Below are 26,055 nucleotides of genomic sequence, written 5' to 3'. Positions count from 1 at the left end.
TCATAAAATGCGGATCAGGCGCGGCCGTGGCTGACACGTGAGCGGCGGGCAAGCGAGTCGACGATGACGGCGATTGCAAGAACGGCGCCGGTGATCATGTAGCGCAGCGACGAGCTGAGATTGAGAAGCGTCAGGCCGTTGGAAATGGCCTGGATGACGATGATGCCGAGCAGTGCGGAATAGGCGCTGCCGCGGCCGCCGAAGAGGCTGGTACCGCCGATGACGGCAGCCGCGATGGCGTTCAGGTTGACGTCGCCGGTGCCCGCCTGCTGGCTGGACGAGGCAAGACGCGAGGCGGACAGGATGCCGCCGATCGTTGCCAGTGTCGAGCAGAGCACGAAGGCGCTGAGATAGATCCGGCGCACGTTGATGCCGGCACGGCGCGCCGCCTCGCGATTACCGCCGACGGCAAACATCGAGCGGCCCCATTGCGTGCGCGTCAGCGCGTAGTTGAGGATGACGGCGATCGCGACGAACAGGCCGAACATCCACGGCACGCCGCGGCCGAGATTGAGATAATAGGCGGCAAATTCCAGCGCGGCGGTCAGGACCACCGCCTTGACGACCAGCGCGCCGAGCGGCGCCTGCGAAAGATTGACGGACTGGCGCTGCTGGCGCTTGCGCAAGCCGTTGACAATCAAGATCAGACCGGGCAGCAGCGCGAGCAGATGCGAAAGCCATGCCGGCATCACCAGGATCTGGCCGAAGCGCACGAGCGACGAAGCGAAGGGCAGATTGATGCTGCCCGTCGGGCCGAGGATATAAAGCTGCATACCGAGCAGTGCCAGCAGACCGGCCAGCGTCGCGACGAAGCTCGGCATTCCCAGCCTGTTATAGAGCACGGCGTAGAGCGAACCGACGACGATACCGGCAACGATCGCGACGGCAATAGCGAGCGGCAGCGGCCAGCCGGTATTGACCCAGAGAACTCCGAGAATTGCCGAGGAAAGGCCGCTCATCGACCCGACCGAGAGGTCGATTTCGCCGAGCATCAGCACGCAGACGATGCCGAGCGAGATGACGCCGACCGTCGCACAGTCGAACAGCAGGTTGACGAGGTTGTTCGGGGCGAGGAAGACGGGGTTGAGGATCGAGAAGACCGTCGAGATGACGATCAAGCCGACAACAACCGGCAGCATGCCGAGATCGCCCGAACGGACACGATCGAAAAAGGCCTTGATCATGGCGCCGATGCTGTCGTCGTGACGGACGCGCTCATCGCTGCGGTCGAGTGCGGCAGCCGGTGCTGCCGTGGATGGTTTCTGGCTCATGCCGGGCTCCCGCTGTTTTCCTGGGCCGTGCTGCTCTTGCGCTCGAGGCGCCGGGATACGGAGTTTTCCGTCGCGCCGGTGATGGAGGCGACGAGTTCCTGGTTGGACGCATCGGGCGTGAAGACGCCGTTGTTGCGGCCGAGACGGAGAACGACGATGCGGTCCGCGACGGCGCGCACGTCTTCCATGTTGTGGCTGATGATGATGACGCCGAGGCCGCGCTCGCGCACCCGCTCGATTAGGTTCAGCACTTCGGCCGTCTGCGCCACGCCGAGTGCGGCGGTCGGCTCGTCGAGCATGATGATCTTCGGGTCGAGTAGCAGCGAGCGGGCGATCGCGACCGTCTGGCGCTGACCGCCGGAGAGCGAGGCGATCGGCTCACGTACCGAGGGGATGCGGGCGGCGAGTTCGCGGAGCAGCGTCCAGGCGCGCACTTCCATCGCCACCTCGTCGAGGCTCCAGGGCGACGGTTCGTGGCCGAGGAAAAGATTGGCGACGACATCGAGATTTTCGCAGAGTGCCAGATCCTGGAAGACCGTGGCGATGCCGAGCTCGAGCGCCTTGCCGGGACTGTCGAGCGTGACGTTCTGGCCGCAGAATTCGATACTGCCCGACGACGGCTGATGCACGCCGGCGAGAACCTTGACGAGCGTCGATTTGCCGGCGCCGTTGTCGCCGACCAGCGCCACGACCTCGCCTGCCTTGACCTCGAGGTCGATATCGGTCAGCGCCGAAACCGCGCCGAAATTCTTGGAAACATTGCTGAGCCGGAGGATCGTCTGTCCCTTCTCCGGCATACCCTTAACGGTAACCATTGGCTGAAGCCCTTCTTGCCCGGGAAACGTCCGGCCGCGGCGATCGCGGCCGGACACTATAGGCAGATTTAGTTGGTGATGCCGAGTTTCTTGCAGCCGTCGGCATATTCGCCGGTGCAGATCTGATCAGCCGTCTGGATCTTCTTGTCGAAGATTTCAGCCTTGATGTTTTCCTGCGTCACGACAGCAGGAATGAACAGTTCGGACGGCGTCTTGTAGAGCGTCGTCTTCGCTTCAGGCGTTTCACCCTTCAGCATCTGCACGGCCACCTTGGCAGCCGCTGCCGCAACGATTTCGGAAGGCTTCGAGATCGTGTTGTACTGATCGCCTGAAATGATCAGCTGCAGCGCAGCGATCGTTGCGTCATTGCCGGTGATCGGCGGAACCGGCTTGACGCCAGCAGCCTTGAATGCGGCAATTGCGCCACCGCCGGTGCCGTCATTGGCGGCCACGACGCCCTTGATGTCGGCGCCGAAGCGGGTGATCTGGCCGGCAGCCCATTCCTGAGCCTTCGGCGGCGCCCATTCCGGCGTGTCGTATTCGGCGAGCGTCTTGTAGGCGGATTCCTTCAGACCGCGATGAATGCCGTCGCGGATGAGGCCGGCAGCGGCATCGGTCGGCGAACCGTTGATCTGCAGAACGCCTGCGCCATCGGCAACGCCTTCCTTCTTCAGGTGCTCGACCAGCGACTTGGCGATCGCGTAGCCGATACCTTCGTTATCGAAGGAAACGTAGAAGTCGGCCGGCTTGTCCGGGATCGGGCGGTCATAGGCGATGACCTTGACGCCCTGCGACTGGGCGATCTCGACGAGACCGGCAGCGGCGGCGGAATCGACCGGGTCAAGCACGATCACCTTGGCGCCCTGGGCGATCACCGAATTGAACTGCTGCTGCTGAAGCGAGGCATCGGCATTGGCGTTTTGATAGACGACGGTGCACTTGGCGCAGAGCTTTTCCATTTCGGCCTTGAAGCCCGGGAAGTCATGCTGCTCGTAGCGCGTCGATGCCTGGTCGGGCATCAGGAAGGCAACGGTGGACGCCTCCTGTGCGGACGCCGCACCGGCAAAGCCCATGACGACGGTCGCCGAGGCCAAAAGCAAATTGCGATAGTTCATTTTCTCCTCCTTGGTGTGTTCGAAAACAGGCCCAGGCATTGCTGCCAGTCGCCACGGTTACCGCGCATTCGCCACCGTCCCCGCCGCCCCACGAAAGGCAAAGCGAAACACCCCTGCGAAAGGACCCGGAGTCCGCAGCTTCTTAGAAATACCTCCCTGCGCCGGCAACGAGGCCAGCTTGTAACATCGATTGCGCAAGCTTGCTCAATCGATGAAGCAAGAATTGCCACTTCTCTCGATTGGTGTCAAGTTACGTCGAAATGGAGAAGCAAATTTTGAATCACGTAAAGCAGGCCAAGAGGACGACGATCTACGATCTGGCGGAGCTCGCAGGGACCTCCGCCAGCGCCGTCAGCGCCGTTCTCAATGGCAATTGGAAGAAGCGCCGGATCAGCACGCAGCTTGCCGAAAAGATCATGAAAATCGCCGAGGAACAGGGCTATGCGCTGAACATGCAGGCAAGCCTTCTAAGGCGCGAAAAGTCGCACATCATCGGCATGCTCGTGCCGAAATATGATAACCGCTACTTCGGCTCGATCGTCGAACTGTTCGAAGACATGGCACGTGCGCGAGGCCTTTTCCCGATCATCACCTGCACGCGGCGCGATCCGGAACTGGAGATCGAGGCGGCGCGCACCATGCTCTCCTACCAAGTCGAATGCCTGATCGCGACGGGTGCGACGGACCCCGATAAAATCACGGAAATGTGCGCCGCCGCCGGTGTGCGCAGCCTCAATCTCGACCTTCCGGGCGCCCTTGCACCATCCGTCATCTCCGACAATTTCGCCGGCGCGCGCGAGCTCACCCGCCGCATCCTGATGAATTGCGAGGAGCGGCTCGGCAAGAAGGAACCGCTGCTCTTCATCGGCGGCCGCGGCAGCGATCACAATACCGCCGAGCGTATCCGCGGCTTCCGCCAGGCGCATGCCGATCTTGGCGTCGCGGTCGCGGAAGATCACATCCTCGCCTGCGGCTATGCCCCTGAGAAAGCTGAGAAAGCGCTGGATGATCTCGCCATGAAGGGCAATGCGCTGGCGCGCGGCATGTTCGTCAATTCGACCATCTCGCTTGAAGGCGTCATTCGCTGGATTCGCCGCTCCGGCCACCTCGACGACCGCAGTCTCGTGCTCGGCTGTTTCGACTGGGATCCCTTCGTCACCTTGCTCGGCAACGGCATCGAGATGGTGCGCCAGGATGTGCCGGGTATGCTGACCAAGGTCTTCGAGCTCATCGAATCAGGCTCGAACAAGCCGGGAATCATCCAGGTTCCGCCGCTGATCCCCGAGCGGGCCTAGCGTCCCGCTACACCACCGTCTCGCCGCCATCGACGACGAGGATCTGGCCGGTCATGTAGGATGACCGGTCGGAGACGAGGAAGAGGATCGGCTCGGCGATCTCCGAGACATCGGCCCAGCGGCCGAGCGGCACCTTGTCGGCAATGTAGCTCTCGATGGCGCCGCGTCCGCCCATCTGCGCGATGAAGGGCTCGTTGAACGGCGTATCGACCCAACCCGGGCAGAGCGCATTCACGCGGATGCCGAATTTGGCGTAGTCGCCGGCCATCTGCCGGGTCATGGCGATGACCGCGTGTTTCGTCGTCGTATAGGCGATCATCTCGCGGTCGTAGAGCACGCCCGAGGAGGATGAGGTGTTGAGGATGACGCCCTTGCCGGCCTTCTTCATGATCGGCATCACCAGCCGCGAAGCCATGAAATGCGCCCGCACATTCAGTCCCCAGGACCGGTCGAACCCGTCGATGGTCACCTGCTCCAGATCGCCTGCCACCTGCGCGCCGGCATGATTGTGGAGAATGTCGATGCGGCCGTGGCGCAGGACGACGGCGGCAATGCCGCTTTCCAGCGCCTTGTCATCCGTGACGTCGACCACCAGGCTTTCGGCGCTGCCGCCGGCCTCGGCGATCTGGCTGACCGTCTCCTCCGCATTCATGAAATCGATATCGGCGGCGATCACATGGGCGCCCTCGCGGGCCATGATCAGCGCCCCTGCCCGGCCGATGCCGGAGCCCGCCCCGGTGACGATTGCAACGCGATCCCTAAGTATCATGGCATTTCCCCGGTCAGTTTGTCGTTGTCTTTTCGCGCATCAGGAAGCGCGCGATGAGGATGAGGGCGAGCGAGGCGATCAGCACCATCGTCGCGATCGCGTTGATCTCCGGCGTGACGCCGCGGCGGATCGACGCGAAGACGTAGATCGGCAGCGTCGTATTCGATCCGGCGACGAAGAAGGCGATGATGAAATCGTCGAAGGAGAAGGTGAAGGCGAGCAGGAAGCCGGCAAGGATCGACGGCATGATCTGCGGCAGCACGATCTGGCGGAAGGTGGTGAGCGGCGTTGCATAAAGATCGCTCGACGCCTCGACGATATCCCGGCCAAGGCTGGCGATGCGGGCTTTGACGATCATCGTCACCAGCGCCATGGTGAAGAGGCCGTGCGCGGCGATGATCGAACCGTAGCCGAGCGCCAGCTTCGGCGGCTGGTCACCCGGCCAGATGGCGGCGATGACGGGATTGACGAAACCGAAGACCTCGACGAGTGCCACCAGCGTCGCGATGCCGATGACCACACCGGGCACGACGATCGCCGCGGCAAACAGCCCGTCGAAAACCGCGCGCATTCGGGCGCCCAGCCGTTCCATGCCGATCGCCGCCATGGTTCCGAAGATCGCCGCAAGCCCGGCGCTGGTGAAGGCGATGATCAGGCTGTTCTGCAGCGCTTCCATCAGGAAGGTATTGGAGAGCGCCCGGCCATACCACTCCGTCGAGAAGCCGACGAACTCGCTGGCGTTGCGGCCGGAGTTGAACGAGAACAGCACGACGAGCGCGATCGGCGTGTAGAGGAAGAGATAGACGAAGGTGACCAGCGCGCGCATCAGACGAGATCCACCTGACGGGTACCGGCCACGCGCCAGGCAATACGCATGGCGACCAGCAGAATGACGACGACGACGGCGACCAGGGTCACCGCAATCGCCGACCCGAACGGCCAGTTGCGGGACTGCAGGAAGAGATCGACGAGCGCATTGCCGATGAAGAACACCTTGCCGCCGCCGAGAAGCTGCGGAATGAGGTATTCGCCGAGTAGCAGGATCGTCACCAGCGCCACGCCGGTCATCACCCCCGGCAGCGACAGGGGCAGGGTTATCCCGAAGAAGGTCGAGACGGGCTTGGCGCCGAGATCGGCAGAGGCCTCGAGCAGGCGCCGGTCGAGCTTCTCGAGCGAGACATAGATCGGCATGATCATCAGCGGCAGATAGCCATAGACGATGCCGAGCAGCACCGCGCCGGGCGTATTGATCAGCCGGACATTCTCGATACCGACGAACTCCAGAAGATGTGGGATTCCGCGGGCGCCGAGCAGGTACATCCACGCATAGGTGCGCACGAGAAGGCTGGTCCAGAACGGCACGACAACAAGCGAGACGAGCAGCAGACGCCGCTTCGGGCTTGCCTTGACGGCAAGGTAATAGGCGACCGGATAGGCTACCAGCAGGCAGGCAGCAGCCCCGATCGGCGCCAGAATCAGCGTGTTGACGAAGGCCGCCGAGCGCGAGCCGAGATTGGCGAACTGGGCGAAGGTGAACGCCGCCTGATACCCGCCCTCCGGCGCCCGCTCGCCGAAGGCGAAGACGATGATGGCGATGAAGGGCAGGACGAGAAAGACGAACAGCCAGATGCTTGCCGGCCCGACAAGGGCAGCAGTGACAAGGCGCCGTTTCGTGGCAAGGGTCAGGGACATACGTCTGTTTCCGCAGCGTCGGGCTCCGGTCCCCGTGAAGGGACCGGAGCTCTCAACGAAGATTAGGCCGACTTGAAGCGCGCCATCAGTTCGGCACGGCCCGGATCGGTAAGCGTCACGGCGGCGCCGAATTCCAGCGGCGTCAGTGCCGCTTCGTCCGGATAGACGATCTTGTTGGAGGTGATGTCCTTCGGCAGCAGCGCGATGACGCGGTTGTCGGTGGTCGGCGCACCGTTGGCGATGTGCTCCTTCACGGCGTTCTGCGGATCCATCAGATAGTTGAGGAGCGCATAGCCGGCCGCCTTGTTCGGCGCGTCCTTCGGGATCGCGTAATAATCGGTCCAGATCTCGCCGCCATCGGTGCCGAGCACATAGGCAAGCTCCGGCATGTCGCGGTTCAGCTGCGCGCCGTCATTGGTCCAGCACATCGTCAGCCACGCATCGGTGGAGCGCATCGACGGCTGGTAGTCGGAATTGATGGCGAAGAGATGCGGCTTGACCTTGATCAGCAGCTCCTCGGCCTTGGCAAGCTCGTCGGCCTTGATCGAATTAAAATCGTAGCCGAGCGAAACCAGCGCGCTGCCGATCGTCGTCAGCTGATAGTCATGCACCATCGTGCGGCCGTCGCCCTCGGTCTGGGCGATCTCGAAGAAGTCCTTCCAGCTCGAGAGCTTGGTCTTGATCTTCGAGGTGTTCACCGAGAAGCCCGTCGTACCCCAGTTCTTCGGCACGGCATAGGTCTTGCCGTCGATCTGGCCTTCCTTGGTGAAGCGCGGGCTTTCGCTCGCCTGGCTGAAATTCGGAATCTTGGAAAGATCGAGTTCGTCGATCAGGCCGAGCTTGTGATGGGTCGAGATCGTGTAGTTGGTTGGGACGAAAAGCGACCAGCCGGAAGCGCCGGCCTGCAGCTTCGCCAGCATTTCCTCGTTCGAGCCGAAGACGTTGACCTCGACGGCAACGCCGGTAGCGGCCTTGAAATTCTCGAAGGTTGCCGGATCGTGGTAGTTCGGCCATGTGGCGATCGACATCTGCGTGCCGAGCTCGCCGGCGGCATAGGCAGGCGTCGACAAGGCGCCCGGGAAGCGCGACATGACGGCGGTGGCGAGACCGAGGCCGGTGATGCCGAGGAAGTGGCGGCGGCTGACGGAGCCACGCTTGAGCCGCATGAACTCGTCCATGAAGCCTTCGGCGGAGATCGGAAGATTGTCCTTATAATCCTTGCTCATGATGCTGTTCCCTTGTTTTGGTTTATGCATTCGATGCTGGAAAGACATGGATGGTGGATGGGTCGAAGCCGAGGAATACCTCCTCGCCCGGCTCCACGAGATCGCTCTCGTTCATGCTGCGGCGGTCGGCGGTGATCAGGAAATCGCCGAGGCCCGGAACGCTGACGGCGTATTCCGCCGAGGAGCCCAGGAAGATCCGGTGCGTGACCGTGCCCCTGAACGCGGCGCCGCCGATAGCCTGCCCGCGTGTTAGCCGGATCGCCTCGGGACGAAGGGCGGCGATCGCCTGGCCCGGCGCAAGCTGCTTGCCGGATGCGATCGCCGAGCCGTCGGCGAGCCGCAGCGTCGTGCCATCGGCCTCCATCGTCGCGGCGATCCGGTTGGTCTTGCCGACGAAATCGGCGACGAAGAGATCGGCCGGACGGTCGTAGACTTCCTGCGGCGAGCCGAGCTGGCGGATCTGCCCGGCGCTCATGACGCAGACGATATCGGCCATCGACAGCGCTTCTTCCTGGTCGTGGGTGACGAGCACGAAGGTGATGCCGAGTTCGCGCTGCAGCGTCTGCAGCTCGATCTGCATCGCCGAGCGCAGCTTCTTATCGAGGGCGGCAAGCGGCTCGTCGAGCAGCAGGACGGACGGGCGGTTGACGATGGCGCGCGCCAGCGCCACGCGCTGCTGCTGGCCGCCCGACATTTCGTGGATACGGCGCTTCGCAAAGCCGCCGAGACGCACCATTTCCAGCGCTTCGGCCACCCGGCGGTCGATCTCGCGCGCCGCGATCTTCGGGCGCATCTGCTTCAGCCCATAGGCGACATTCTGCTCGACATTGAAATGCGGAAACAGCGCATAGTGCTGGAACACCATATTCACGGGGCGGCGGTAGGCCGGGACGCCGTTCATTTCGCGCCCGTCGATCAGCACCGTGCCCTCGCTCGGCTGCTCGAAGCCGCCGATCATGCGCAGGCATGTCGTCTTGCCGCAGCCGGAAGGGCCAAGCAGCGCCAGGAAGGCACCCTTGGGCACATTGAGATTGATGTCCGTCACGGCGGTCACAGCGCCATAGTTCTTGGTGACAGAACGGAATTCGATATCGTTCGTCGAAGCGGATGCCACGTCTGTTCCCTGCGGTTGGTTTGGAATTGGCAGTCTTTGCTGCCTTATTGCCACCGTCGTTAAGGAAAGAGTAAGCCTGAGCTTCCGGCGCGGTATATACCCCGAGAGAGGTATTTAAGCGGATAAAGCTTCGTGGAAGGTGTATATGGGGATGCGCAGAATTTTGCGCCGGCGGCAGAGGGAGACCGTCACATGAGCACCGATCTGGAAGCCTTGTTCGGCGCCTTCAACGCCACGGTCGGCAGGCCTGCCATGGGCGATGCCGAGTTCGGCGAAACCTTCCGGCAGATGATGGCGGCGCTGGTGCGCTTCGACTACGTCGTGGTCTTCGCCTATCGCGGCAAGGAACGGCCGATCGACCTCTACTCCACCTTCGATGCCGAAGAGCATGTGGTCTTCGTCACGCTCTACCAGGCCGGTCCCTACCTGCTTGATCCCTTCTACCATACGGCCCGGGAGCGGCGCGAAGGCGTGCTTAGGATGCGCGAACTGGCGCCGGACCGCTTCTTTTCCAGCGAATATTACCGCACCTATTACGTTCAGACGGGGCTCGCCGAAGAGATCGGTTTTTTCATCAATGCCGACAAGGACATAACCATCGTCCTGTCGCTGATGCGGCGCGAGAAGACCGGCGCCTTTCCGCCGGCCGATTTCGCGACGCTGAAGAAAGCCGAGCCGCTGATCGCCAATATGGTGCGGCACTACTGGGCGGGCCTCGCCCCGCGCTTCGACGCACAACTTACAGCCGGCGGAAAGAAACACCGCAAGACCGGCGGCAACCCGAACCTTGCCCCGGCCGATACCGTATGGCGGGACCTCAATCTGACGAGCCGCGAAACCGCGATCGTCGATCTTGTGCTGCAGGGCCATTCATCCGAGTCGATCGGACTGAAGCTCAATATCTCGACAGGCACGGTGAAGGTCCACCGCCGCAACGTCTACCGCAAGCTCGGGATTTCCTCGCAGACGCAGCTTCTGTCGATCTATTTCAAGAACCTGCTGCCCGCCGGCTGAGCCGCAATCGTCTGTGCGACGGCGACAAGTCCCGCAACCGGCGAAGGCTCGTTGGAGGCCGCGTCGTAGATGCAGGATGCGGCGAAAACATTGGCTGTCAGGATGCCGATGATGATGAATTTCATGGGATGCTCCAGGGACGAGGCAAAAGCCTCGTCCCGTTTGTTCGTACTGGCGATCAGACGATATTCAGCTCGACATTGATGTTGCCGCGTGTCGCCTTCGAATAGGGGCAGGTCTGGTGCGCTTCCTCGACAAGTTCGCGTGCCAGCTCGGCGTCGATACCGGGAAGACTGACATTCAGGCGGGCCTGTAGGAAATAGGCGCCGTCGGTCTGGCCGAGATCGACTTCGGCGTCGACGGCTGTCTCCGCCGGAAGACGGATCTTACGCTTGCCGGCGGCAAGGCCGATCGCGCCGATGAAGCAGGCCGACCAGCCGGCGGCGAAGAGCTGCTCCGGATTGGTGCCCGGACGGCCGCTGCCGGGAGGCGAGAGCTTGACATCCAGTGCGCGGTCGCTGCTCTGGGCGGCACCCTCGCGGCCACCGGTGGTGTGTGTCTTGCCGGTATAGAGAACCTTTTCGATCGTGGTCATGTGACACTCCTTGGTTTCTGCCGCGCGACGCGGCTTCAGTTGACGGGGAGTGTTTTGACCCGGCGACGTATCCGGCATGTTTCCCGAATGTACGGGATTTGTAACGAAGCTTAGCAGGCGCCAGAAGTGATACGAGCCGCTACAACAAGCGGCTCGCTTTTCAGTGGATCACCAGCTCGGCCGCGAGGCCACCGCCGTCGCGGTTATAGAGGCGCATCGTCCCGCCGATTGCCGCCGTCAGCTGCTGCGCGATCGCAAGCCCGAGACCGGAGCCACCGGTCTCGCGGTTTCGCGATTGCTCCAGGCGGAAGAAGGGCTGCATGGCCGCCTCGATCTGATCGCCGGGAATGCCCGGGCCGCGATCCATGACGGTGATGGCGATCGCCCCCTCTTCTCGGCGCTCGACGCTCACCTCGGCCGTGCCGCCGAATTTCAGGGCATTGTCGATGAAATTCGACAGGATGCGGCGCAGCGCATGCGGCTTGGTAGAGGCGGTGCCACTGACCAGTCCAAGGACGGACACGGGCTTTCCCGTATCCTGATAGTCGTAGCAAAGGCTCTCGATGAAGGACGCGAGGTCGATGCGGGAGAATTTTTCACCGTTTCCATGCGAGCTGCGGGCATAGGCGATCCCATCCTGAACCAACCGCTCGATCTCGCCGATATCGTGCAGCAGCTTGGTCCGTTCCGGAGATTCGTCCGCCATGTCGGCGCGTAGCCGCATGCGGGTGATCGGCGTCTGCAGATCATGCGAAATCGCTGCGAGGATCTGCACGCGCTCTTCGAGATAGTGGGCAATGCGGTCTCGCATTGCGTTGAAGGCGCGTGCGGCATGCGCCACCTCGCTGGGGCCGCTGTCACTCATCACCTCGCCCTTCTTGTTCGGATCAAGGGCATCGGCGGCGGCAGCCAGATCGGCGAGCGGCCGTGTCGCCTGGCGAACGGCAAGCCAGGTCAGGAGAACGATGAGCAGCATCTGTACGACGAAGACATAAGGCAGCCACCCCGCCAGCGGCATGATGCCCCTCGGCGTGATGTCGATCGTCAGCGGCGTGCCGTCGGTCAACGTCAGATGCGCCTGCAGGCGCGTGACGTCGCCGGGGATCGCTTCCATGCGGATCGGAAAGCGATGACCGATCGCATCGCTGATGGTCGCCGCAATCTCGCCGCCGCGTGTTGAATGATCGGGAACACCCGGCAGGCCCGGGCCGAGCACGAAACGATAGTTGCCGCGGCTCAGGGGATCGGTCAGATCCGCCCGCTGATCCGCCGGCAACCGGTCGAGCACGGCGATCGATGTAGCAACGTCGCTCTCCAGTGTGCCGAGCATGACCGCCTTTGCCGACATCATGCGCTCGGCATAGAGCACGCTGAACGACAGGCCATAGGCGATCGCGAGGCCGAGAAGCAGGATGATGGCAATGCGCGAGCGCAGCGTACTCGGCCAGACGCGGCCGAACGTTGCAAGGGCCACCGCGCTCATTGCCGCAACTCCGAAATCTCGATCGGAACGGAGAAGACATAGCCCTCGCTGCGCACCGTCTTGATATAGATCGGCTCGCGCGCATCGTCGCCAAGCCGCTGCCGCAGGCGGCTGACGAGCAGGTCGATCGACCGGTCGAAGAGCTCGGCATCGCGCCCCTGCGTGAGGTTCAGCAGCTGATCACGGTTGAGAACCCGCTGAGGATGATCGATAAAGACGCGCAGGAGCCGGTACTCGGCGCCGCTGAGCGCAATCGTCGTGCCCTCCTTGTCCAGCAGGTGGCGCGCCACCGTATCCAGACGCCATTCGCCGAAGCTCAGCATCTGGCCGGCCTCGCTCACCTGGAAATTCGGCGGCAGCATGCGCGTGCGGCGCAGAACGGCCTTGATGCGCGCCAGCAGCTCCCGCGCCGCGAAAGGCTTCGGCAGATAATCGTCGGCGCCCATTTCAAGCCCGAGGATGCGGTCCATCTCGTCGCTGCGCGCCGTCAGCATCAGGATCGGCGTCGCCTTGTGCTTGCCGGCGCGCAGTTCGCGGCACAACACGAGGCCGTCGTCCCCCGGCATCATCACGTCGAGGATGATCAGATCGACCGCATTGGCTTCGAGAAAGCTCCGCATCTGGCGCCCGTCGGCAACGGCGGTGGCGCGCAGCCCGTTCTTCTTCAGATAGCTCGAAACGAGCTCGCGGATTTCCCTGTCGTCATCGACGATCAGGATATGGTCGACATGCTCCATGGCGCTTTCAGCAACCTCCAATGCGGGCAATCCGCACCGTCCGGCTGACGTCTCGGGCAGCAGGATGGTGCGGGATTCGTGACACCCTATATTCGATCTAGAAACGATCAACATCCAGGATCGCCTGCGCGAAGGCTTCCGGGGCCTCCTGCGGCAGATTGTGACCGATACCGCCCGAGATCGTGCGGTGTTCGTAGCGTCCCGAGAACTTCGCGGCATAGGCCGAGGGTTCCGGATGCGGCGCACCATTGGCGTCGCCTTCCATGGTGATGGTCGGGATCGAGATGACCGGACCCTTGGCGAGCACGGCCTCATAGGCATCGTACTTTGCCTCGCCCTTCACCAGTCCGAGGCGCCAGCGGTAATTGTGGATCACGATCGCCACATGATCGGGATTGTCGAAAGCGTCGGCCGAGCGGTTGAAGGTTTCGTCGTCGAAATTCCAGGTCGGCGATGCGGTATGCCAGATCAGCTTCGAGAACTCGCGGCGATTGGCGTCGTAACCCTGACGGCCGCGCTCGGTGGCGAAATAGAACTGATACCACCAGGCAAGCTCGGCCTTCGGCGGAAGCGGCTTCTTGTTCGCTTCCTGGCTGCCGATCAGATAGCCGCTGACCGAGACCATCGCCTTGCAGCGCTCCGGCCAGAGAGCCGCCATGATATTGACGGTGCGGCCACCCCAATCATAACCGCCGACGACAGCCTTCTCGACATGAAGCGCATCCATCAGCGCGATCATGTCGGCGGCGAGTGCGGCCTGCTGGCCGTTGCGCTTGGTCTTTTCCGAAACGAAACGGGTGGTGCCGTAGCCGCGCAGATAGGGAATGATCACCCGGTAGCCCTTGGCGGCAAGACGGGGCGCCACATCGGCGAAACTGTAGATGTCATAGGGCCAGCCATGCAGCAGGAGGACGGCCGGACCATCGGCGGGACCTTCCTCGGCATAGCCGATATCAAGCACGCCGGCGCGGATCTGCTTCAAGGCTGAAAAGCTGTTGCCGCCTGCCTTGACGGCGGCGGAAACCGGCGCTGCGGCCTGCGCAGCACTTGCGACACTGCCGATACCGAACTCGACGGCTGCGACGGTCATTGCGGCTACACCAAAGAAGCGGCGGCGCTGGTGGTTGATTTCCTCGGACATTGTTTTCTCTCCATCTCCTGAACTGTTGATGATGAGCAAAAGATAGTCCGGATGTATCCCCGATGTGTCGCGAACGACGGTTTTATGCATGCCTTTGTAGCGTGGAGGCCTGCAGATACATTCCGATACAATTCGCTGCAGCCCGCTACATTGCGGTACATTTCTGCCGGATATCAGACACATCCGGGATACGTCGCCCCTTCAGTTTCGCGGCATCGCTGGCAAAGGCCACGAGCAACCAAGCGGAAGGAACCGACCATGACGCTTCTCATCATTGCCTATCTCGGAGGCGCGCTGACGATCCTCAGCCCCTGCATCCTCCCCATCCTCCCCTTCGTCTTCGCCCGCGCGGGCCAGCCCTTCTTCCGAAGCACGCTGCCGATGCTGGCAGGCATGGCCGGCACCTTTGCGCTGGTCGCCACACTCGCGGCCGTCGGCGGCAGCTGGGCGATCAACGCCAATGAATATGGCCGGCTTGCCGCACTGTTGCTGCTCGCCATCTTCGGCGTCAGCCTGCTCTCGCCGCGCGTTGCCGGCGGCATCACCCAGCCCGTCGTCGATCTCGGCAACAGGCTGCTCAATGCCTCGGGCAATGGCGCCACCGCCTCTCCGGCAAGCTCACTGCTTCTCGGTGTTGCGACGGGCCTGCTCTGGGCGCCCTGCGCCGGACCGATCCTCGGCCTGGTACTGACGGGTGCTGCCCTCCAGGGCGCCAATCTGCAGACGACCTTTCTGTTGCTCGCCTATGCCGCCGGGGCGGCCAGCTCGCTCGCCACAGCGCTTCTCGTTGGTGGTCGTGTCTTTGCTGCCATGAAGCGATCGCTCGGCGTCAGCGAACGGATCCGCCAGGCGCTGGGTGCTGCCGTTCTCGCCGGTGTCACCGTCATTGCGCTCGGCCTCGATACCAGCCTGCTGTCGCGCTTCTCCTATGCCAGCACCACCACTCTGGAACAGGCCGTCCTCGACCGTCTGCACGTCAAGCCGCAGTCTGGTCCCGAAGTTGCCAGCAACGGCGCCATGATCGATACCGTCGCCGACACCGGGCAACCGTTCAAGAGCGATCTGCCGGTCGAAGGCCCTGCCCCGTCGCTCGATGGCGCCGTGCAGTGGCTGAATTCCGGGCCGCTCACCAAGGAAGCACTTCGCGGCAAGGTCGTGCTCGTGGATTTCTGGACCTATTCCTGCATCAACTGTATCCGCACCACGCCTTATGTCCGCGCCTGGGCAGAGAAGTACGCGGACAAGGGCCTCGTCGTCATCGGCGTCCACGCTCCGGAATTCGCCTTCGAGAAGAACATCGACAATGTCCGCAAGGCGGTTGGCGACTTCGGTATCAAGTATCCCGTCGCCATCGACAACGACTACAAGATCTGGCGCGCCTTCCAGAACAACTACTGGCCAGCTCACTATCTGATCGATGCCAATGGGCAGATCCGCTACACCCATTTCGGCGAGGGCAACTACCGCCAGACCGAAAAGGCTATCCAGGACCTGCTGCACGAGGCCGGAAGCCAGATGGCTTCGAGCGCCATTGTGACACCCGATGCGAAGGGCGCCGAGGCAAGCCCGGACCTGCGTCATGTCCGCTCCGGCGAGACCTATATCGGCTACCAGCAGGCCTCGAATTTCGCGTCCCCCGGCGGTCTCGCAGCGGACACCCCGCGCGACTACAGCGCAGGCTCCCTCGGCCTGAACGAATGGAGTCTTTCAGGGCGCTGGACCGTGGGGCCGGAAGCCGCCAGCCTTGATGCCGCCGATGGCGGCATCAGTTACCGCTTCAGCGCCCGCGACCTGCATCTCGTTCTCGGACCCGGCGCTGACGGCAAGCCGGTTCGCTTCCAGGTGACGGTCGACGGCAAGGCGCCGGGCGCCAATCATGGCACCGATACCGACGAAAGCGGCAACGGCATCGTCACGTCGACAAAGCTCTACCAGCTGGTCCGCCAGAGCGGCGAGGTCGAGGCCCGCAACTTCGAGATCCGCTTCCTCGATCCCGGCGTCGCCGCCTACGCCTTCACCTTCGGCTGACCATCAATCCGCATTTCCCAACCCAGAAAAGGAGTTTCTTCCATGACCAATCGCACGCTCTCCACCGTCGCTCTCGCCTTCGCAATCAGCGCCGCCGCCTTCACCGCCCAGGCGGCCGAGATCAAGAATATCGTCATCGTCCACGGCGCTCTCGCTGACGGATCGGGCTGGCAGAAGGCCACCGAGATCCTCGAAAAGCGCGGCTTCAACGTCACCATCGTCCAGGAGCCGATAACTTCGCTCGCCGACGACGTCGCCGCCACCAACCGCGTCCTCGACCTGCAGAGCGGTCCATCCCTCCTCGTCGGCCACAGCTATGGTGGCATGGTCATCACCCAAGCAGGAAACCGGTCCGATGTCGCGGGCCTTGTCTATGTCGCGGCCTTCCAGCCGGACAAGGGCGAAAGCCTGATCGGCCTCGCAAGCTCGAAACCGGCGGGCGGCATGAACATCAGGGAGACCAAGGACGGCAAGTATCTCTACCTCGATCCCGCGGCCTTCGCCGCCGACTTTGCCGCCGACCTGCCGAAGGACGAGGCAGCCTTCATGGCAAAGTCCCAGGTCTTCGCCGCCAAGGAAGCCTTTACCGCCAAGATCGCCGATCCCGCCTGGCGCGCGAAGAAGAGCTGGACCGTCGTTGCGACAGAGGATCGCTCCATCAATCCCGACCTGGAGCGGGACATGGCCAAGCGCGCCGGGAGCAAGGTGACGGAGATCAAGGCGAGCCACACCGTCTTCGCATCGCAGGCGCAGAAAGTCGCGGAAGCGATTGAAGACGCTGCGAAAGAGGCAGGCAAGTAAGCACTGGCGCGGCGGGTGCGCAGCCCGCCGCCTCTCATTTCAGGGCAGAATGGCCGAGTATCTCACCGGCCTCGCGAGCGGCGCGGATGCCGCTTTCCCATGCACCATGCGCCGTCGAAAAATCCGTGCGGTGCGTTGCCTCGCCGGCAAAGAACAGCCGTTCGCCGACCGGCCGCGCCAGCACCTGCCTTTGGCTCGCCTGCCCGGGCAGGGCGTGGCTATAGGAGCCGCCGATCCAATCCGTCCGGCACCAGGACGATGCCGCAAGCGGCAGCAGATGTTTGCGGATGCCGCTTCCGAGCAGCGAAGAAAGCTGCTCCAGCGCGAAGGCGAAGGCATCGAGGAGACCGGTGCGCTCGATGACCACCGCACCCATTCCGCCGAAGAAGCCTTCGAGCACGGGCCGCCCCAGCGGACGGATATAGTAGCTGCCGGTCTCCGGGTTCTGGGGATCGCCAAGCAGATGGGTTTCCGCCTCAAAACCGTGATTTCCCTTGAGTTCGAAAAACAGCTTGTCGGCGAGACCAAGCGGCAGCTGGCTTGCGGCATGGAGGTGGTCGTCAGCTCCGCCCTCAAAGCCGATCGCCCCGCCCGCCATCACATTGGTCGAGACCGTGACGATTGCCGCACGGGCCGCGATCGCACCTCTACCCGTTTCCAGCCTGACACCCTGCCCTTCGAGGAGAATGCGGCGGACCGGCGTCGAGAGCCGAAGCTCGGCCTTCGGCATGGCCGCCGCAATCAGGCTTCCATAGCCTTCATGCACCCGCCAGTTCGCATTGGAGGCGGCATTGTCATAGGCGAGGAAATCGGTGATCGACAGCCGGTCGAGCGCCGCGCCGTTCATATAGCCGCTGAGCGAGTTGCAATAGGCATGCCATCGCCCGCCCGGCTCAAGAGCATCGGAGGCCCGGTCACTCGCCGGAGGATCCGACTTCAAGCGCTCGTCCAGCGCATTCCAGGCCGCCTCCGCCGCCGCCTGGTCGGCGGGCGGAAAACCGAGGTCACGCCATTGCGTCTTCCAGGCCGTCGGCCCCTGCTCGATGGTGAAATTGGCTTGCTTGCCGATCGTCACCAGCGGATTGCGCTCGGCGGAGTGCAGCCAGCCACAGCCCATATCGAGCGGCATGCCGGCAAGCTCGATCGTCCAGGCACGCCCCCCGGCGCGGTCGCTCGCCTCCAGCAGCACGACGGAGCGGCCGGCGGCCACGAGCGTCCGCGCCGCAGCGATCCCCGCAGCCCCTGCACCGACAATCGCCACATCGTAATCCATCGCCGCTCCGCTTCTGCGAGATGCCATCGCCTTGATATGGTGCAAACTTTACATAGGAAGGCGACCGGCTTCAACGCAGCCAAAACGCTGCTACTATGCGCCATGACCTTCTTCGAAACGCTCGTCGCCCTGCTTGCGGTTGCCATCCTGCTCTTGCAGGTCACGCGGCGCATGCGCCTGCCCTATCCGGGCATCCTGGCCGCTGCCGGCGTCGGCGTCGCGATGCTGCCGGGCGCCCCGACGATCCCCATCGATCCGCCGACGGCGCTGGCATTGTTCATCGCCCCCGTGCTGATCGATTCCGCCTATGATTTCCCGCTCGGCGCGGCCAAGCGCATGCTGCTGCCGCTGTTTCTCTATGCCGTCGTCGCGATCCTGGTCACGACAGGCGTCGTCGTCACCATCAATGCCTTCACGATCGGCCTGCCGCTTGCAGTCGCCGTGACGCTCGGCGCCATCGTGGCACCGCCGGATGCGGCTGCCGCGACCGCCGTGCTCTCCAACCTGCCGGTGGCGCGGCGCGTCGATGCGCTGCTCAAGGGCGAGAGCCTGTTCAACGATGCGACGGCGCTCTTGCTGTTCGGCGCGGCGCTGACGGTTCAGGCGCGCGGCGGGCTCGATACGGAAACTGCCTTGCGGATCGGCTTTGCAGCGCCGGGCGGCATCCTCTTCGGCATTGCCTTCGGCTTTCTCGTCTCGCGCCTCAGGCCGGTCACCGAAAACACAGTCGGCGGCACGCTTCTGCAATTCGTCTATGCCTTCGCCACTTGGCTGATTGCCGAGCACCTGCATCTCTCCGCCGTGCTTGCCACAGTCGCCAGCGCCATGACGATCGCGACGCTGGCGACGGTCGAGGATTCGCCGCGGATGCGCGTCCATTCCTTCGCCGTCTGGACAACGGTCGTCTTTCTGCTCAACGTTGTCGCCTTCCTGCTGATGGGCCTGCAGGCGCGGCGCATCGTTGCGGCGATGTCGGCGGCGGATCTGGAGCGTGCGGTCAGCTTCGCCGCGATCGTCGTCGTCGCGATTATCGCGACACGGCTGGCGATGGCCTTCCTGTTCCATGCGCTCGTCGTCCACCGCCACCGGCGCGGCCATGTGCTGGCGCCCTTCAATCGCGGCGAGACGCTGCTGGTCGGCTGGGCCGGCATGCGCGGTCTGGTCACGCTCGCGACCGCCTTTGCCCTGCCCGCCGATTTTCCGGATCGCGATCTCGTCGTCCTCACCGCCTTCTCGGTAGTACTGGCGACGCTCGTGATCCAGGGTGCAACGCTGGCGCCAATGATCCACTTCCTGAAGCTCGGCCGTCAGGGCGAGGTGCAGGAAGAGCTGGAGGCCGCCCGCAAATCGCTAGCCGAGGCAGCACTTTCCCGGCTGGAACCGGAAACCGGCGCCGAAGCCGACGCCTTGCGCATCGTATACAAGGATCATCACGCCCGAGCGTCCCGAGAGCCCGACCGAACACCCTCCGACCGCCGCCGCAATCTGGCGATGGCGGTCGTCATCGCCCAGCGCCAACGTCTCGAAGAATTGCGCGATGCCGACCAGATCGGCCCGACGCAATATCTCGAGCTCCAGGAAGATCTCGACTGGAAGCAGCTCTCCGTCGGCACCGACGAGGAGCGGCGGATCACCGAGAGCTGACGCTCAGCCGGGTGATTGCACCTTGTAGCGCAGTGCGACTACGCCGTGATCGCGCGCTTCGGCCGATTGCAGCGATAGCTGCGCCTTCCCTTTCAGCCCGCCTTCAAAGGCGATGATTGCCTGTCCGCCGGTGGCGTCGATAGCAGGCGCCACCAGCAGATAGATCTCGTCGACCAGCCCCTCCGCAAGGAAGCTGCCATTGATGCCCGCCCCGCCCTCGAGCAGCAGGCGCTCGATGCCGAGCTCGCTATGCAGCGTCTGAAGCGCCGCCCTGAGATCGATCGTCGGACTATCGGAGACGATGTAGGAAACGCCGTCGCCCGCCAGCTCGGCCAGATGGCTGTCGCTGACGCCACTGCCGAGCAGCACGACGACATGGTCACCGCCGATGTCAGGCGCCTTGAAATGCAGCTTCGCGCCGGGATCGACACCGATCGCATAGACCGGCGCATCCTTCCGGGCGAAATGGAACGGACGCTTGACGTCGCCGGCAACAGCCGGCGGATGAGGCGACCCCTTCGCCATCTCGGCCATGGTGACGCGACCGACGAGCCAGGCATCGCCCCGCAGCGCCTCATGCGTTTCCTCATAGATCGACGACCACTCCTTGCGCCCGGCATCGGGATTGTCGGTCCAGGTGCTCGGGTGCAGGCCACCGTCTATGGAAGACATCATCAGGCAGGTCACATGCGGCTTCATCAGGTTTCCTCGATTCGAAAAGCGTTCGGGAAACGCCCGATAACGGCGAAAGTTCAGAGCCTTGGCGATCCCGGATATGATCCTAGCCGCTGGCGAGCTTGAACAGCAAGGTGGTGCGCAGCTTCGCCGGATCGGGCTCATCGACGGGGTTGTTGTGATAGTGTTCCAGCCGGGCTGCGAAACGATCTCCCTCCGACGTTTCCTCCATATCCCAGCGAATGCCGCGCTCTTTTGCCCAACCGATCAGCATCGCCGTGACCTCATAAAGATCGTCATAGGGGCCGGTATAGGTCGTCTCGATATAGCGCCCACCCGGCAACTCGCCTTCCATCAAGGCGCCGGACAGCGGGATGGCCGCATCCGTCGTCATCCCTATCTCGATCTCGAGGTCAGGCATGTCGATCAGGTTATATTTGATGAACTCCATTCCATCGGCGGCGACGCCGGCATTCGCGAATGCGGCGAACAATTCTCCGAAGGCCGGGCCGACGGCGTCTCCGAAAGGCATCGTAACCTTGCGGCGCACCGCGACATAGCGCTGCGGGCCGCGTTCAGTCTGGCGTGGCAATGTGAGCATTGCGTCCTCCTCTATTCCAGACAAGGACGACTGGCGCCGGCGTCACCCGACACGGGTGCCGCATTTTTGCGCCGCTCACTCCTGCCCGTTGGCGAGCTTGCGAATCCGGTCCGCGGTGGCGGGATCAACAGGGTGATAGATCACCAGCCCGAGATCCGGCCGGCCATCGACGGAAAAGGCGGAATATTCGAGCTCGATCGGACCGAGCTTCGGATGCTGCAACCGCTTGACCCCGTCACCATGGATGCGGACGTCATTCTCCTTCCAGTGATGGGCGAAATCGGGGCTGGAGGCCGAAAGCTCTTCCACCAGACGGCTGACTTCCGAGCCCGCCCCGGCGCGCGCCACATCGGCGCGAAATGCCGCGACGACGAAGCCGGCGAGCGTCTGCCAATCGTGCTGCTTGGCGCGGATCGCAGGATTGGAGAAGATCAGCCGGAGGATGTTGCGCTGCTCCGGCGGGATCGTGCTGTAATCGGTCAGGACAACGGCGGCAGCACGGTTCCAGGCGACCACATCCCACATCGCCGTCTTGATGAAGGCGGGGCTGGAATCGAGCGAGTCCAGCAGCCGCTGCAGCCGCGGCGTCACACCTTCGACGGGCGTGTAGCGCACTTCAGGCGGGCGGCCGAGGCCGAGCATGAAGAGATGTTCGCGCTCCGGCTCGGTCAGCATCAACCCGGCCGCGATCCGGTTCAGGACGTCGGCAGACGGCGCGCCGCCGCGTCCCTGCTCAAGCCAGGTGTACCATGTGGGGCTGATATTGGCGCGCTGCGCCACCTCCTCGCGGCGCAATCCCGGCGTGCGCCGGCGGCCGGAAAAGCCGAAAGAGGCCGGGTCGAGCCGGGTGCGGCGATCCTTCAGAAAGGCCGCGAGCGAGCCTGCATTGTTGATCGGCATGGCGATCCTGTTAGCGATTATACTAGGATAAAGTCACTACTTTAACAGGATGGATAGTAGCCGATAATGGGTGCAGATCAAACATGAGGAGACATGCTGTGCGCATTTTCTTGACAGGAGCAACCGGCTTCATCGGCTCGGCTATCGTGCCGGAACTCATCAGTGTCGGCCACGACGTCGTCGGCCTGACGCGGTCCGATGATGGGGCGCGGGCGCTCGAAGCCGCCGGGGCAACTGCCTATTTCGGCACGCTGGAAGAACCCGACAGCCTGCGCCGCGGCGCGCTCGAATCCGACGGCGTCATCCATACGGCCTTCGACCACGATTTCTCGCGCTTCGTCGCAAATTGCGAGAAGGACGGTCGCGTGATCGCGGCCTTGGGCGACGCGCTCGAAGGCTCCGACCGCCCGTTGCTGATCACATCGGGGACCGGCATGGGCAATGCCGAATTCGGCGAACTGGCAAGCGAAGACGTCTTCAACACCAGCCATCCCAACCCGCGCATCGCCTCCGAGCTTGCCGGTCAAAAGCTGCTCGAAAAGGGCGTCAACGTCTCGGTGGTCCGGCTGCCGCAGGTGCATGACACGCGAAAGCAGGGCCTGATCACGCCACTGATCGAGATCGCCCGCGACAAAGGCTTTGCCGCCTATCTCGGCGACGGTCGCAACCGCTGGCCGGCCGGCCATGTCTCGGATGTCGCGCGCCTCTATCGCCTCGCCGCCGAACGGGGCGAGCGCGGCGCGCGCTACAATGCCGTCGCCGAGGAAGGCATCGATGCCCGCACCATCGCCGAAGCGCTCGGCCGCGGCCTCGGCATGCCGGTCAAATCGCTGACGGCAGAAGAGGCAGCCGGCTATTTCGGATGGATGGCGATGTTCGCCGGCATGGACTTCCCGGCCTCCAGCGCCAGGACACGGGAAAAGCTTGACTGGCACCCATCCGGCCCCGGCCTGATCGCCGATCTCGATGCCATGAACTACAATTGAAGCTGATGCAGCCGGGCGGCAAAGCCCGGCTGCAGACTCCTATTGCGCGGAAACGCGCCAGACGGTGTTGCCGAAATCACTGGCAACCAGCAGCGCCCGGCGAATGGCGCGCAGCGACGCCTTGTAACGCTGAATTGGGATGCCTGAAGTTGAATATGTCATGGTCCTCACCCGAGCGGGGCCCTGCCCGCCCGGATCAAACCTTACGCAATTCAGTTTGTTCAGGCGTTCACGCGATTGAGACTAGAGCGCAGACGCCCGAGCCGGATGCCCGCGCCGCCAGTCTTCTGCCGCCTGCAGCGCGGTGGCGATCCGCTCGTCACTGAACGGTTTGCCGACAACGGCGAAGGCACCATCAAAACCTTGCGATACAGCCTGCGGCGCACCCGTCACGAAGATGACGCTGATGCCGAAACGGTCGATCAGACGGCGCGCCAGCTGCGTTCCGCTCGTTCCATCGGATAAGCCCACATCCACAAGCGCCACATCCGCTCGCGGCGCAAAGGCCAGCGCCTGTTCGATGGTCGCCGCCGGACCAAGGGCGCGGTGGCCGCTTTCGGTGGTTATTCGTTCCAATTCGAGGGCGATGAAGCCCTCGTCTTCGACAATCAATACGTTCATGTTCCTATCTCCTCGCGTCAGGAGGAGATTGCCCGCGCCGTCCGATTTTCAAGCGAGGCGACCGGGATTTTCGCGCAACATGAAATCTGATCGCATTTGCGCGATCAGGCCGTGCAATCCGGCCGCTGGCGTACCATATTAAAGGGTATGTCGATCCAGGTCACAAAACGCGAGAAGGAAATCCTCGAGCTGATGAGCGCCGGCAAGACCGCGCAGGAGATCGCCATGATTCTCGGCTGCTCCGTGCACACGGTGCGCACCCATATCGACGCGCTGAAGGACATTTTTGCTGTTTACAAGGACACCGCGCTCGTTGCGGCCGCCCTGCGCAAAGGCGTCATCGATTGACTTTCAGGCTGCCGCACTGAAAAGCATGCGGCTTCGTGCGTGGCCATCAGTTCGCCACGATGCGCTACTTTAGCTTCGCCTGTCTGCCCCAAAACGAGAATCATTGAATGACAAATCTTACGAAAATCGGCCTCGGCCTGCTTCTGGCAGTGGCTGGCGTCGTCTCGACGTCGAGCATCGCTTCCGCGCAATATTACGATCCCTATGACCGTCCGCCGCCGCCGCGTTTTGCGCCGCAGCCGGATTGGCGCCGCCCTCCGCCGCCCCCGCCAGGTTACGGCCGCCCGCCGCGCGGCTGCGATCCGCGCTGGGCTGAAGACAAGGCCCGTGATTTCGGCTTCCGCCGTGCACGCGTCGTCGACATCACGCCGCGCCGCGTCATCGTCCAGGGCTGGACGCGCCGCGGACAGGATGAAATCAGCTTCGCCAATGTGCGCGGCTGCCCGGTTATCGGCCGTTAATTCTGAAATCGCTGACGTCCCACCGGGACGTCAGCCTCTCTTCAGGCCGAGGTGACGTCTTCGACGGCAAGACGTGCCAGTTCCAGAGCCGCCTCACGGGTCTTCGCCGCGGCGATGAACCGGCCCTTGTGGCAGAAGGTAGCGCCGACAACGCCGGACGCCTTTTCCAGCTCCGCATTCGAAAGTCCCGCCCATGCAGCCGGCAGATCGGCGCGCAGCTCGAAACCCTCGTCGGCACGGCGGATCCCGGTAACGCACCAGTCGTTTTCGCGGGGATGGACGACGAAGAGCAGATGTTCCGCGCCCGCCTTGATGATCGCCGGACGGAAGGGCATGCCCATCGGCAGTTCCAGAACGCGGTTGTCGCCCGTCGTCTTGATCGCTTCCAGCACCAGCGCCTCGGCGCGAAGCTTGGCATCCTGAACACGGATGCCGCCTTCAACGAAGATCGCCGCTACGGCGAGCGCCGCATGGAAAGCCCGCTCGTCGGCATCCTCGCCGCGCGCATCGAAAGACGGCTTCAGCGTGTCGAAAAGCGCAGGCAGCGTCAGACCGGCGAGTTCGCCGGCGATCGACGGGTCGATGGCGCCGTTATCGACGAGATCGATAGGCAGCACGAATTTCCGGTCGAAAGCCGCATGAACCGCAGCCGCCCGTTCGGCGGGAACGCCGAGTGCTGCAAGATAATCCATGCCGTACTGCCGCCAGATCAGGCCGAACGAGCTGAACGGCCGGCCGTCTTCGCGCACCGGCGCGCCGCGCTGATGATGGTCGAAGATGCGAAGCTCGGGATCGAAGGCGCCGCCGACGTCATAGACGATGCGATCGGCTGCCGGTGCAAGCCATTCCGGGCTGCGCGACCGCACGATCCTGGCTGCAGGAAACAGCTTCGTCAGCACGACGCTCGACATCAGCTCGTCGGCATGGAAGCCGCCGGAATGGGTGACCAGAAATTCAATGTTCACGTGAAGACCTTCGAAAGGGAGATGTTGCCTGAGCCAATAGCCGCAGAGCGCCTGAAGCTCAATCGCTATCCGGCCACTCTCTGGCGGATCGGTGCCGATTCCGGCATAGTCCTGATATCAGCGGTTGGCGGAGGCGCATTTGGTCGAGAAAATATCGAAGATTTCCGCATCCGCGGCGCCGATCGCAACACGCATCGAACACAGCATTTCGGTGGCAGAACCCGAGATCGCATGGGCGGCGCGCCGTCAGGCGGAAATCGACGAGGGGCTTGAGGACCGCAGGAAGTCAGGCGAGCACCCGCATCCGGAAAGTAATGCCGAAGACGCCGACAGCCGCCATCTCGATCTGCATCACTCCGAAAGCGCGGAGCAGACCGACGCCGCCGAGAAGCTGTCGGGCGAGAGCGAGCGCATCGGCACCGGCAATCTTGATGAAGAAGACGTGCCGTTCGGCGAGCATTCCGGCTACATCTGAAAGACTGGCC

29 protein-coding genes are annotated in these 26,055 nt (G+C 63.4%); 9 read left to right on the top strand and 20 right to left on the bottom strand.

The genetic code is table 11. The annotated features are described in order from the left end of the window. Positions 1-14: 14 nt before the first annotated feature. The 3 genes from ABIE40_RS24370 to ABIE40_RS24360 all read right to left on the bottom strand — a co-directional run bounded on the left by ABIE40_RS24370 (position 15) and on the right by ABIE40_RS24360 (position 3,201). Positions 15-1,271 (bottom strand): sugar ABC transporter permease, encoded by a 1,257-nt coding sequence (locus ABIE40_RS24370; RefSeq protein WP_130281355.1) that lies wholly within the window; start codon positions 1,269-1,271, stop codon positions 15-17. After that, entirely contained in the window at positions 1,268-2,086 is an 819-nt protein-coding gene (locus ABIE40_RS24365) for an ATP-binding cassette domain-containing protein (RefSeq protein WP_199628157.1), read from the bottom strand. Before ABIE40_RS24365 ends, ABIE40_RS24370 begins: the two co-directional genes overlap by 4 nt. 68 nt (positions 2,087-2,154) lie before the next feature. Further along, a complete protein-coding gene (locus ABIE40_RS24360) occupies positions 2,155-3,201 on the bottom strand; it encodes an ABC transporter substrate-binding protein (RefSeq protein WP_112711050.1) in 1,047 nt (348 codons plus the stop codon). Between the two features lie 275 nt (positions 3,202-3,476). Between ABIE40_RS24360 and ABIE40_RS24355 the strand changes: the two genes are divergently transcribed. Next, on the top strand, positions 3,477-4,496 hold the full coding sequence (locus ABIE40_RS24355; RefSeq protein WP_199628158.1) for a LacI family DNA-binding transcriptional regulator: 1,020 nt from the start codon (positions 3,477-3,479) through the stop codon (positions 4,494-4,496). A 7-nt stretch (positions 4,497-4,503) separates the two neighbouring features. On the opposite strand, the gene ABIE40_RS24350 is transcribed toward ABIE40_RS24355, so the two are convergent. From ABIE40_RS24350 to ABIE40_RS24330, 5 genes are all read right to left on the bottom strand, one after another. Then, positions 4,504-5,265, bottom strand: a complete 762-nt coding sequence (locus tag ABIE40_RS24350) for an SDR family NAD(P)-dependent oxidoreductase (RefSeq protein ID WP_130281359.1) — start codon at positions 5,263-5,265, stop codon at positions 4,504-4,506. Between the two features lie 13 nt (positions 5,266-5,278). Beyond that, on the bottom strand, positions 5,279-6,091 hold the full coding sequence (locus ABIE40_RS24345) for an ABC transporter permease (RefSeq protein WP_130281361.1): 813 nt from the start codon (positions 6,089-6,091) through the stop codon (positions 5,279-5,281). Continuing rightward, positions 6,091-6,957, bottom strand: a complete 867-nt coding sequence (locus ABIE40_RS24340; RefSeq protein ID WP_199628159.1) for an ABC transporter permease — start codon at positions 6,955-6,957, stop codon at positions 6,091-6,093. Before ABIE40_RS24340 ends, ABIE40_RS24345 begins: the two co-directional genes overlap by 1 nt. Positions 6,958-7,019: 62 nt before the next feature. Next, positions 7,020-8,183, bottom strand: coding sequence for a polyamine ABC transporter substrate-binding protein (locus tag ABIE40_RS24335; protein ID WP_199628160.1), 1,164 nt, complete (start codon positions 8,181-8,183; stop codon positions 7,020-7,022). Between the two features lie 22 nt (positions 8,184-8,205). After that, positions 8,206-9,297, bottom strand: a complete 1,092-nt coding sequence (locus ABIE40_RS24330) for an ABC transporter ATP-binding protein (RefSeq protein ID WP_199628161.1) — start codon at positions 9,295-9,297, stop codon at positions 8,206-8,208. A gap of 192 nt (positions 9,298-9,489) precedes the next feature. Between ABIE40_RS24330 and ABIE40_RS24325 the strand changes: the two genes are divergently transcribed. Beyond that, a complete protein-coding gene (locus tag ABIE40_RS24325; protein WP_199628162.1) occupies positions 9,490-10,311 on the top strand; it encodes a helix-turn-helix domain-containing protein in 822 nt (273 codons plus the stop codon). On the opposite strand, the gene ABIE40_RS24320 is transcribed toward ABIE40_RS24325, so the two are convergent. From ABIE40_RS24320 to ABIE40_RS24300, 5 genes are all read right to left on the bottom strand, one after another. Further along, complete coding sequence (locus ABIE40_RS24320) at positions 10,281-10,436, bottom strand: hypothetical protein (protein WP_199628163.1); 156 nt, start codon at positions 10,434-10,436, stop codon at positions 10,281-10,283. The two genes, ABIE40_RS24325 and ABIE40_RS24320, sit on opposite strands and share 31 nt — an antisense overlap. Before the next feature lie 53 nt (positions 10,437-10,489). Beyond that, entirely contained in the window at positions 10,490-10,906 is a 417-nt protein-coding gene (locus tag ABIE40_RS24315) for an organic hydroperoxide resistance protein (RefSeq protein ID WP_199628164.1), read from the bottom strand. A 160-nt stretch (positions 10,907-11,066) separates the two neighbouring features. Continuing rightward, positions 11,067-12,389: a sensor histidine kinase gene (locus ABIE40_RS24310; RefSeq protein WP_199628165.1), complete on the bottom strand. Its 1,323-nt coding sequence runs from the start codon at positions 12,387-12,389 to the stop codon at positions 11,067-11,069. Continuing rightward, a complete protein-coding gene (locus ABIE40_RS24305; RefSeq protein WP_199628374.1) occupies positions 12,386-13,126 on the bottom strand; it encodes a response regulator in 741 nt (246 codons plus the stop codon). The genes ABIE40_RS24310 and ABIE40_RS24305 overlap by 4 nt, the downstream gene beginning before the upstream one ends. Before the next feature lie 97 nt (positions 13,127-13,223). Beyond that, on the bottom strand, positions 13,224-14,267 hold the full coding sequence (locus ABIE40_RS24300; protein WP_199628166.1) for an alpha/beta fold hydrolase: 1,044 nt from the start codon (positions 14,265-14,267) through the stop codon (positions 13,224-13,226). Between the two features lie 258 nt (positions 14,268-14,525). On the opposite strand from ABIE40_RS24300, the gene ABIE40_RS24295 reads away from it, so the two are divergent. Further along, the gene (locus tag ABIE40_RS24295; RefSeq protein ID WP_199628167.1) at positions 14,526-16,295 is read left to right on the top strand and encodes a cytochrome c biogenesis protein DipZ; all 1,770 of its coding nucleotides are present in this window, start codon (positions 14,526-14,528) and stop codon (positions 16,293-16,295) included. A 42-nt stretch (positions 16,296-16,337) separates the two neighbouring features. Continuing rightward, positions 16,338-17,096, top strand: a complete 759-nt coding sequence (locus ABIE40_RS24290) for an alpha/beta hydrolase (protein ID WP_199628168.1) — start codon at positions 16,338-16,340, stop codon at positions 17,094-17,096. Positions 17,097-17,130: 34 nt separating this feature from the next. On the opposite strand, the gene ABIE40_RS24285 is transcribed toward ABIE40_RS24290, so the two are convergent. Then, entirely contained in the window at positions 17,131-18,369 is a 1,239-nt protein-coding gene (locus ABIE40_RS24285; protein ID WP_199628169.1) for a flavin monoamine oxidase family protein, read from the bottom strand. A gap of 102 nt (positions 18,370-18,471) precedes the next feature. Between ABIE40_RS24285 and ABIE40_RS24280 the strand changes: the two genes are divergently transcribed. Then, a complete protein-coding gene (locus ABIE40_RS24280) occupies positions 18,472-20,013 on the top strand; it encodes a cation:proton antiporter (RefSeq protein ID WP_199628170.1) in 1,542 nt (513 codons plus the stop codon). Positions 20,014-20,016: 3 nt separating this feature from the next. Here the strand turns inward: ABIE40_RS24280 and ABIE40_RS24275 are convergent, their stop codons facing one another. From ABIE40_RS24275 to ABIE40_RS24265, 3 genes are all read right to left on the bottom strand, one after another. Next, a complete protein-coding gene (locus tag ABIE40_RS24275) occupies positions 20,017-20,712 on the bottom strand; it encodes a RibD family protein (protein WP_199628171.1) in 696 nt (231 codons plus the stop codon). Between the two features lie 82 nt (positions 20,713-20,794). After that, on the bottom strand, positions 20,795-21,289 hold the full coding sequence (locus ABIE40_RS24270) for a GyrI-like domain-containing protein (RefSeq protein ID WP_199628172.1): 495 nt from the start codon (positions 21,287-21,289) through the stop codon (positions 20,795-20,797). A 75-nt stretch (positions 21,290-21,364) separates the two neighbouring features. Then, entirely contained in the window at positions 21,365-22,189 is an 825-nt protein-coding gene (locus ABIE40_RS24265; protein WP_162708569.1) for a helix-turn-helix transcriptional regulator, read from the bottom strand. A gap of 98 nt (positions 22,190-22,287) precedes the next feature. On the opposite strand from ABIE40_RS24265, the gene ABIE40_RS24260 reads away from it, so the two are divergent. Beyond that, positions 22,288-23,175, top strand: a complete 888-nt coding sequence (locus ABIE40_RS24260) for an SDR family oxidoreductase (RefSeq protein ID WP_199628173.1) — start codon at positions 22,288-22,290, stop codon at positions 23,173-23,175. Positions 23,176-23,214: 39 nt separating this feature from the next. Here the strand turns inward: ABIE40_RS24260 and ABIE40_RS24255 are convergent, their stop codons facing one another. Next, positions 23,215-23,337 (bottom strand): hypothetical protein, encoded by a 123-nt coding sequence (locus tag ABIE40_RS24255; protein ID WP_281438222.1) that lies wholly within the window; start codon positions 23,335-23,337, stop codon positions 23,215-23,217. A gap of 81 nt (positions 23,338-23,418) precedes the next feature. After that, positions 23,419-23,796, bottom strand: a complete 378-nt coding sequence (locus tag ABIE40_RS24250; RefSeq protein ID WP_112711070.1) for a response regulator — start codon at positions 23,794-23,796, stop codon at positions 23,419-23,421. A 96-nt stretch (positions 23,797-23,892) separates the two neighbouring features. Between ABIE40_RS24250 and ABIE40_RS24245 the strand changes: the two genes are divergently transcribed. Beyond that, positions 23,893-24,144, top strand: coding sequence for a response regulator transcription factor (locus ABIE40_RS24245; protein ID WP_502944816.1), 252 nt, complete (start codon positions 23,893-23,895; stop codon positions 24,142-24,144). A 107-nt stretch (positions 24,145-24,251) separates the two neighbouring features. Further along, the gene (locus ABIE40_RS24240) at positions 24,252-24,605 is read left to right on the top strand and encodes a hypothetical protein (protein WP_112711072.1); all 354 of its coding nucleotides are present in this window, start codon (positions 24,252-24,254) and stop codon (positions 24,603-24,605) included. 41 nt (positions 24,606-24,646) lie between these two features. On the opposite strand, the gene ABIE40_RS24235 is transcribed toward ABIE40_RS24240, so the two are convergent. Then, entirely contained in the window at positions 24,647-25,570 is a 924-nt protein-coding gene (locus ABIE40_RS24235) for an MYG1 family protein (RefSeq protein ID WP_199628174.1), read from the bottom strand. Between the two features lie 139 nt (positions 25,571-25,709). Between ABIE40_RS24235 and ABIE40_RS24230 the strand changes: the two genes are divergently transcribed. Next, a complete protein-coding gene (locus tag ABIE40_RS24230) occupies positions 25,710-26,045 on the top strand; it encodes a hypothetical protein (protein ID WP_199628175.1) in 336 nt (111 codons plus the stop codon). Positions 26,046-26,055: the final 10 nt, after the last annotated feature.

The organism is Rhizobium sp. OAE497, assembly GCF_040546565.1.
Lineage (GTDB): Bacteria > Pseudomonadota > Alphaproteobacteria > Rhizobiales > Rhizobiaceae > Rhizobium.
Note: the sequence above shows the minus strand (reverse complement) of the source record. Positions and strands in the feature narration are given on the sequence as shown.

Coding starts and splice junctions, on each gene's coding strand:
- ABIE40_RS24370 (WP_130281355.1), bottom strand. CDS start 1,271: ATGAGCCAGAAACCATCCACGGCAGCACCGGCTGCCGCACTCGACCGC.
- ABIE40_RS24365 (WP_199628157.1), bottom strand. CDS start 2,086: ATGGTTACCGTTAAGGGTATGCCGGAGAAGGGACAGACGATCCTCCGG.
- ABIE40_RS24360 (WP_112711050.1), bottom strand. CDS start 3,201: ATGAACTATCGCAATTTGCTTTTGGCCTCGGCGACCGTCGTCATGGGC.
- ABIE40_RS24350 (WP_130281359.1), bottom strand. CDS start 5,265: ATGATACTTAGGGATCGCGTTGCAATCGTCACCGGGGCGGGCTCCGGC.
- ABIE40_RS24345 (WP_130281361.1), bottom strand. CDS start 6,091: ATGCGCGCGCTGGTCACCTTCGTCTATCTCTTCCTCTACACGCCGATC.
- ABIE40_RS24340 (WP_199628159.1), bottom strand. CDS start 6,957: ATGTCCCTGACCCTTGCCACGAAACGGCGCCTTGTCACTGCTGCCCTT.
- ABIE40_RS24335 (WP_199628160.1), bottom strand. CDS start 8,183: ATGAGCAAGGATTATAAGGACAATCTTCCGATCTCCGCCGAAGGCTTC.
- ABIE40_RS24325 (WP_199628162.1), top strand. CDS start 9,490: ATGAGCACCGATCTGGAAGCCTTGTTCGGCGCCTTCAACGCCACGGTC.
- ABIE40_RS24320 (WP_199628163.1), bottom strand. CDS start 10,436: ATGAAATTCATCATCATCGGCATCCTGACAGCCAATGTTTTCGCCGCA.
- ABIE40_RS24315 (WP_199628164.1), bottom strand. CDS start 10,906: ATGACCACGATCGAAAAGGTTCTCTATACCGGCAAGACACACACCACC.
- ABIE40_RS24310 (WP_199628165.1), bottom strand. CDS start 12,389: ATGAGCGCGGTGGCCCTTGCAACGTTCGGCCGCGTCTGGCCGAGTACG.
- ABIE40_RS24305 (WP_199628374.1), bottom strand. CDS start 13,126: ATGGAGCATGTCGACCATATCCTGATCGTCGATGACGACAGGGAAATC.
- ABIE40_RS24300 (WP_199628166.1), bottom strand. CDS start 14,267: ATGTCCGAGGAAATCAACCACCAGCGCCGCCGCTTCTTTGGTGTAGCC.
- ABIE40_RS24295 (WP_199628167.1), top strand. CDS start 14,526: ATGACGCTTCTCATCATTGCCTATCTCGGAGGCGCGCTGACGATCCTC.
- ABIE40_RS24290 (WP_199628168.1), top strand. CDS start 16,338: ATGACCAATCGCACGCTCTCCACCGTCGCTCTCGCCTTCGCAATCAGC.
- ABIE40_RS24285 (WP_199628169.1), bottom strand. CDS start 18,369: ATGGATTACGATGTGGCGATTGTCGGTGCAGGGGCTGCGGGGATCGCT.
- ABIE40_RS24280 (WP_199628170.1), top strand. CDS start 18,472: ATGACCTTCTTCGAAACGCTCGTCGCCCTGCTTGCGGTTGCCATCCTG.
- ABIE40_RS24275 (WP_199628171.1), bottom strand. CDS start 20,712: ATGAAGCCGCATGTGACCTGCCTGATGATGTCTTCCATAGACGGTGGC.
- ABIE40_RS24270 (WP_199628172.1), bottom strand. CDS start 21,289: ATGCTCACATTGCCACGCCAGACTGAACGCGGCCCGCAGCGCTATGTC.
- ABIE40_RS24265 (WP_162708569.1), bottom strand. CDS start 22,189: ATGCCGATCAACAATGCAGGCTCGCTCGCGGCCTTTCTGAAGGATCGC.
- ABIE40_RS24255 (WP_281438222.1), bottom strand. CDS start 23,337: ATGACATATTCAACTTCAGGCATCCCAATTCAGCGTTACAAGGCGTCG.
- ABIE40_RS24250 (WP_112711070.1), bottom strand. CDS start 23,796: ATGAACGTATTGATTGTCGAAGACGAGGGCTTCATCGCCCTCGAATTG.
- ABIE40_RS24240 (WP_112711072.1), top strand. CDS start 24,252: ATGACAAATCTTACGAAAATCGGCCTCGGCCTGCTTCTGGCAGTGGCT.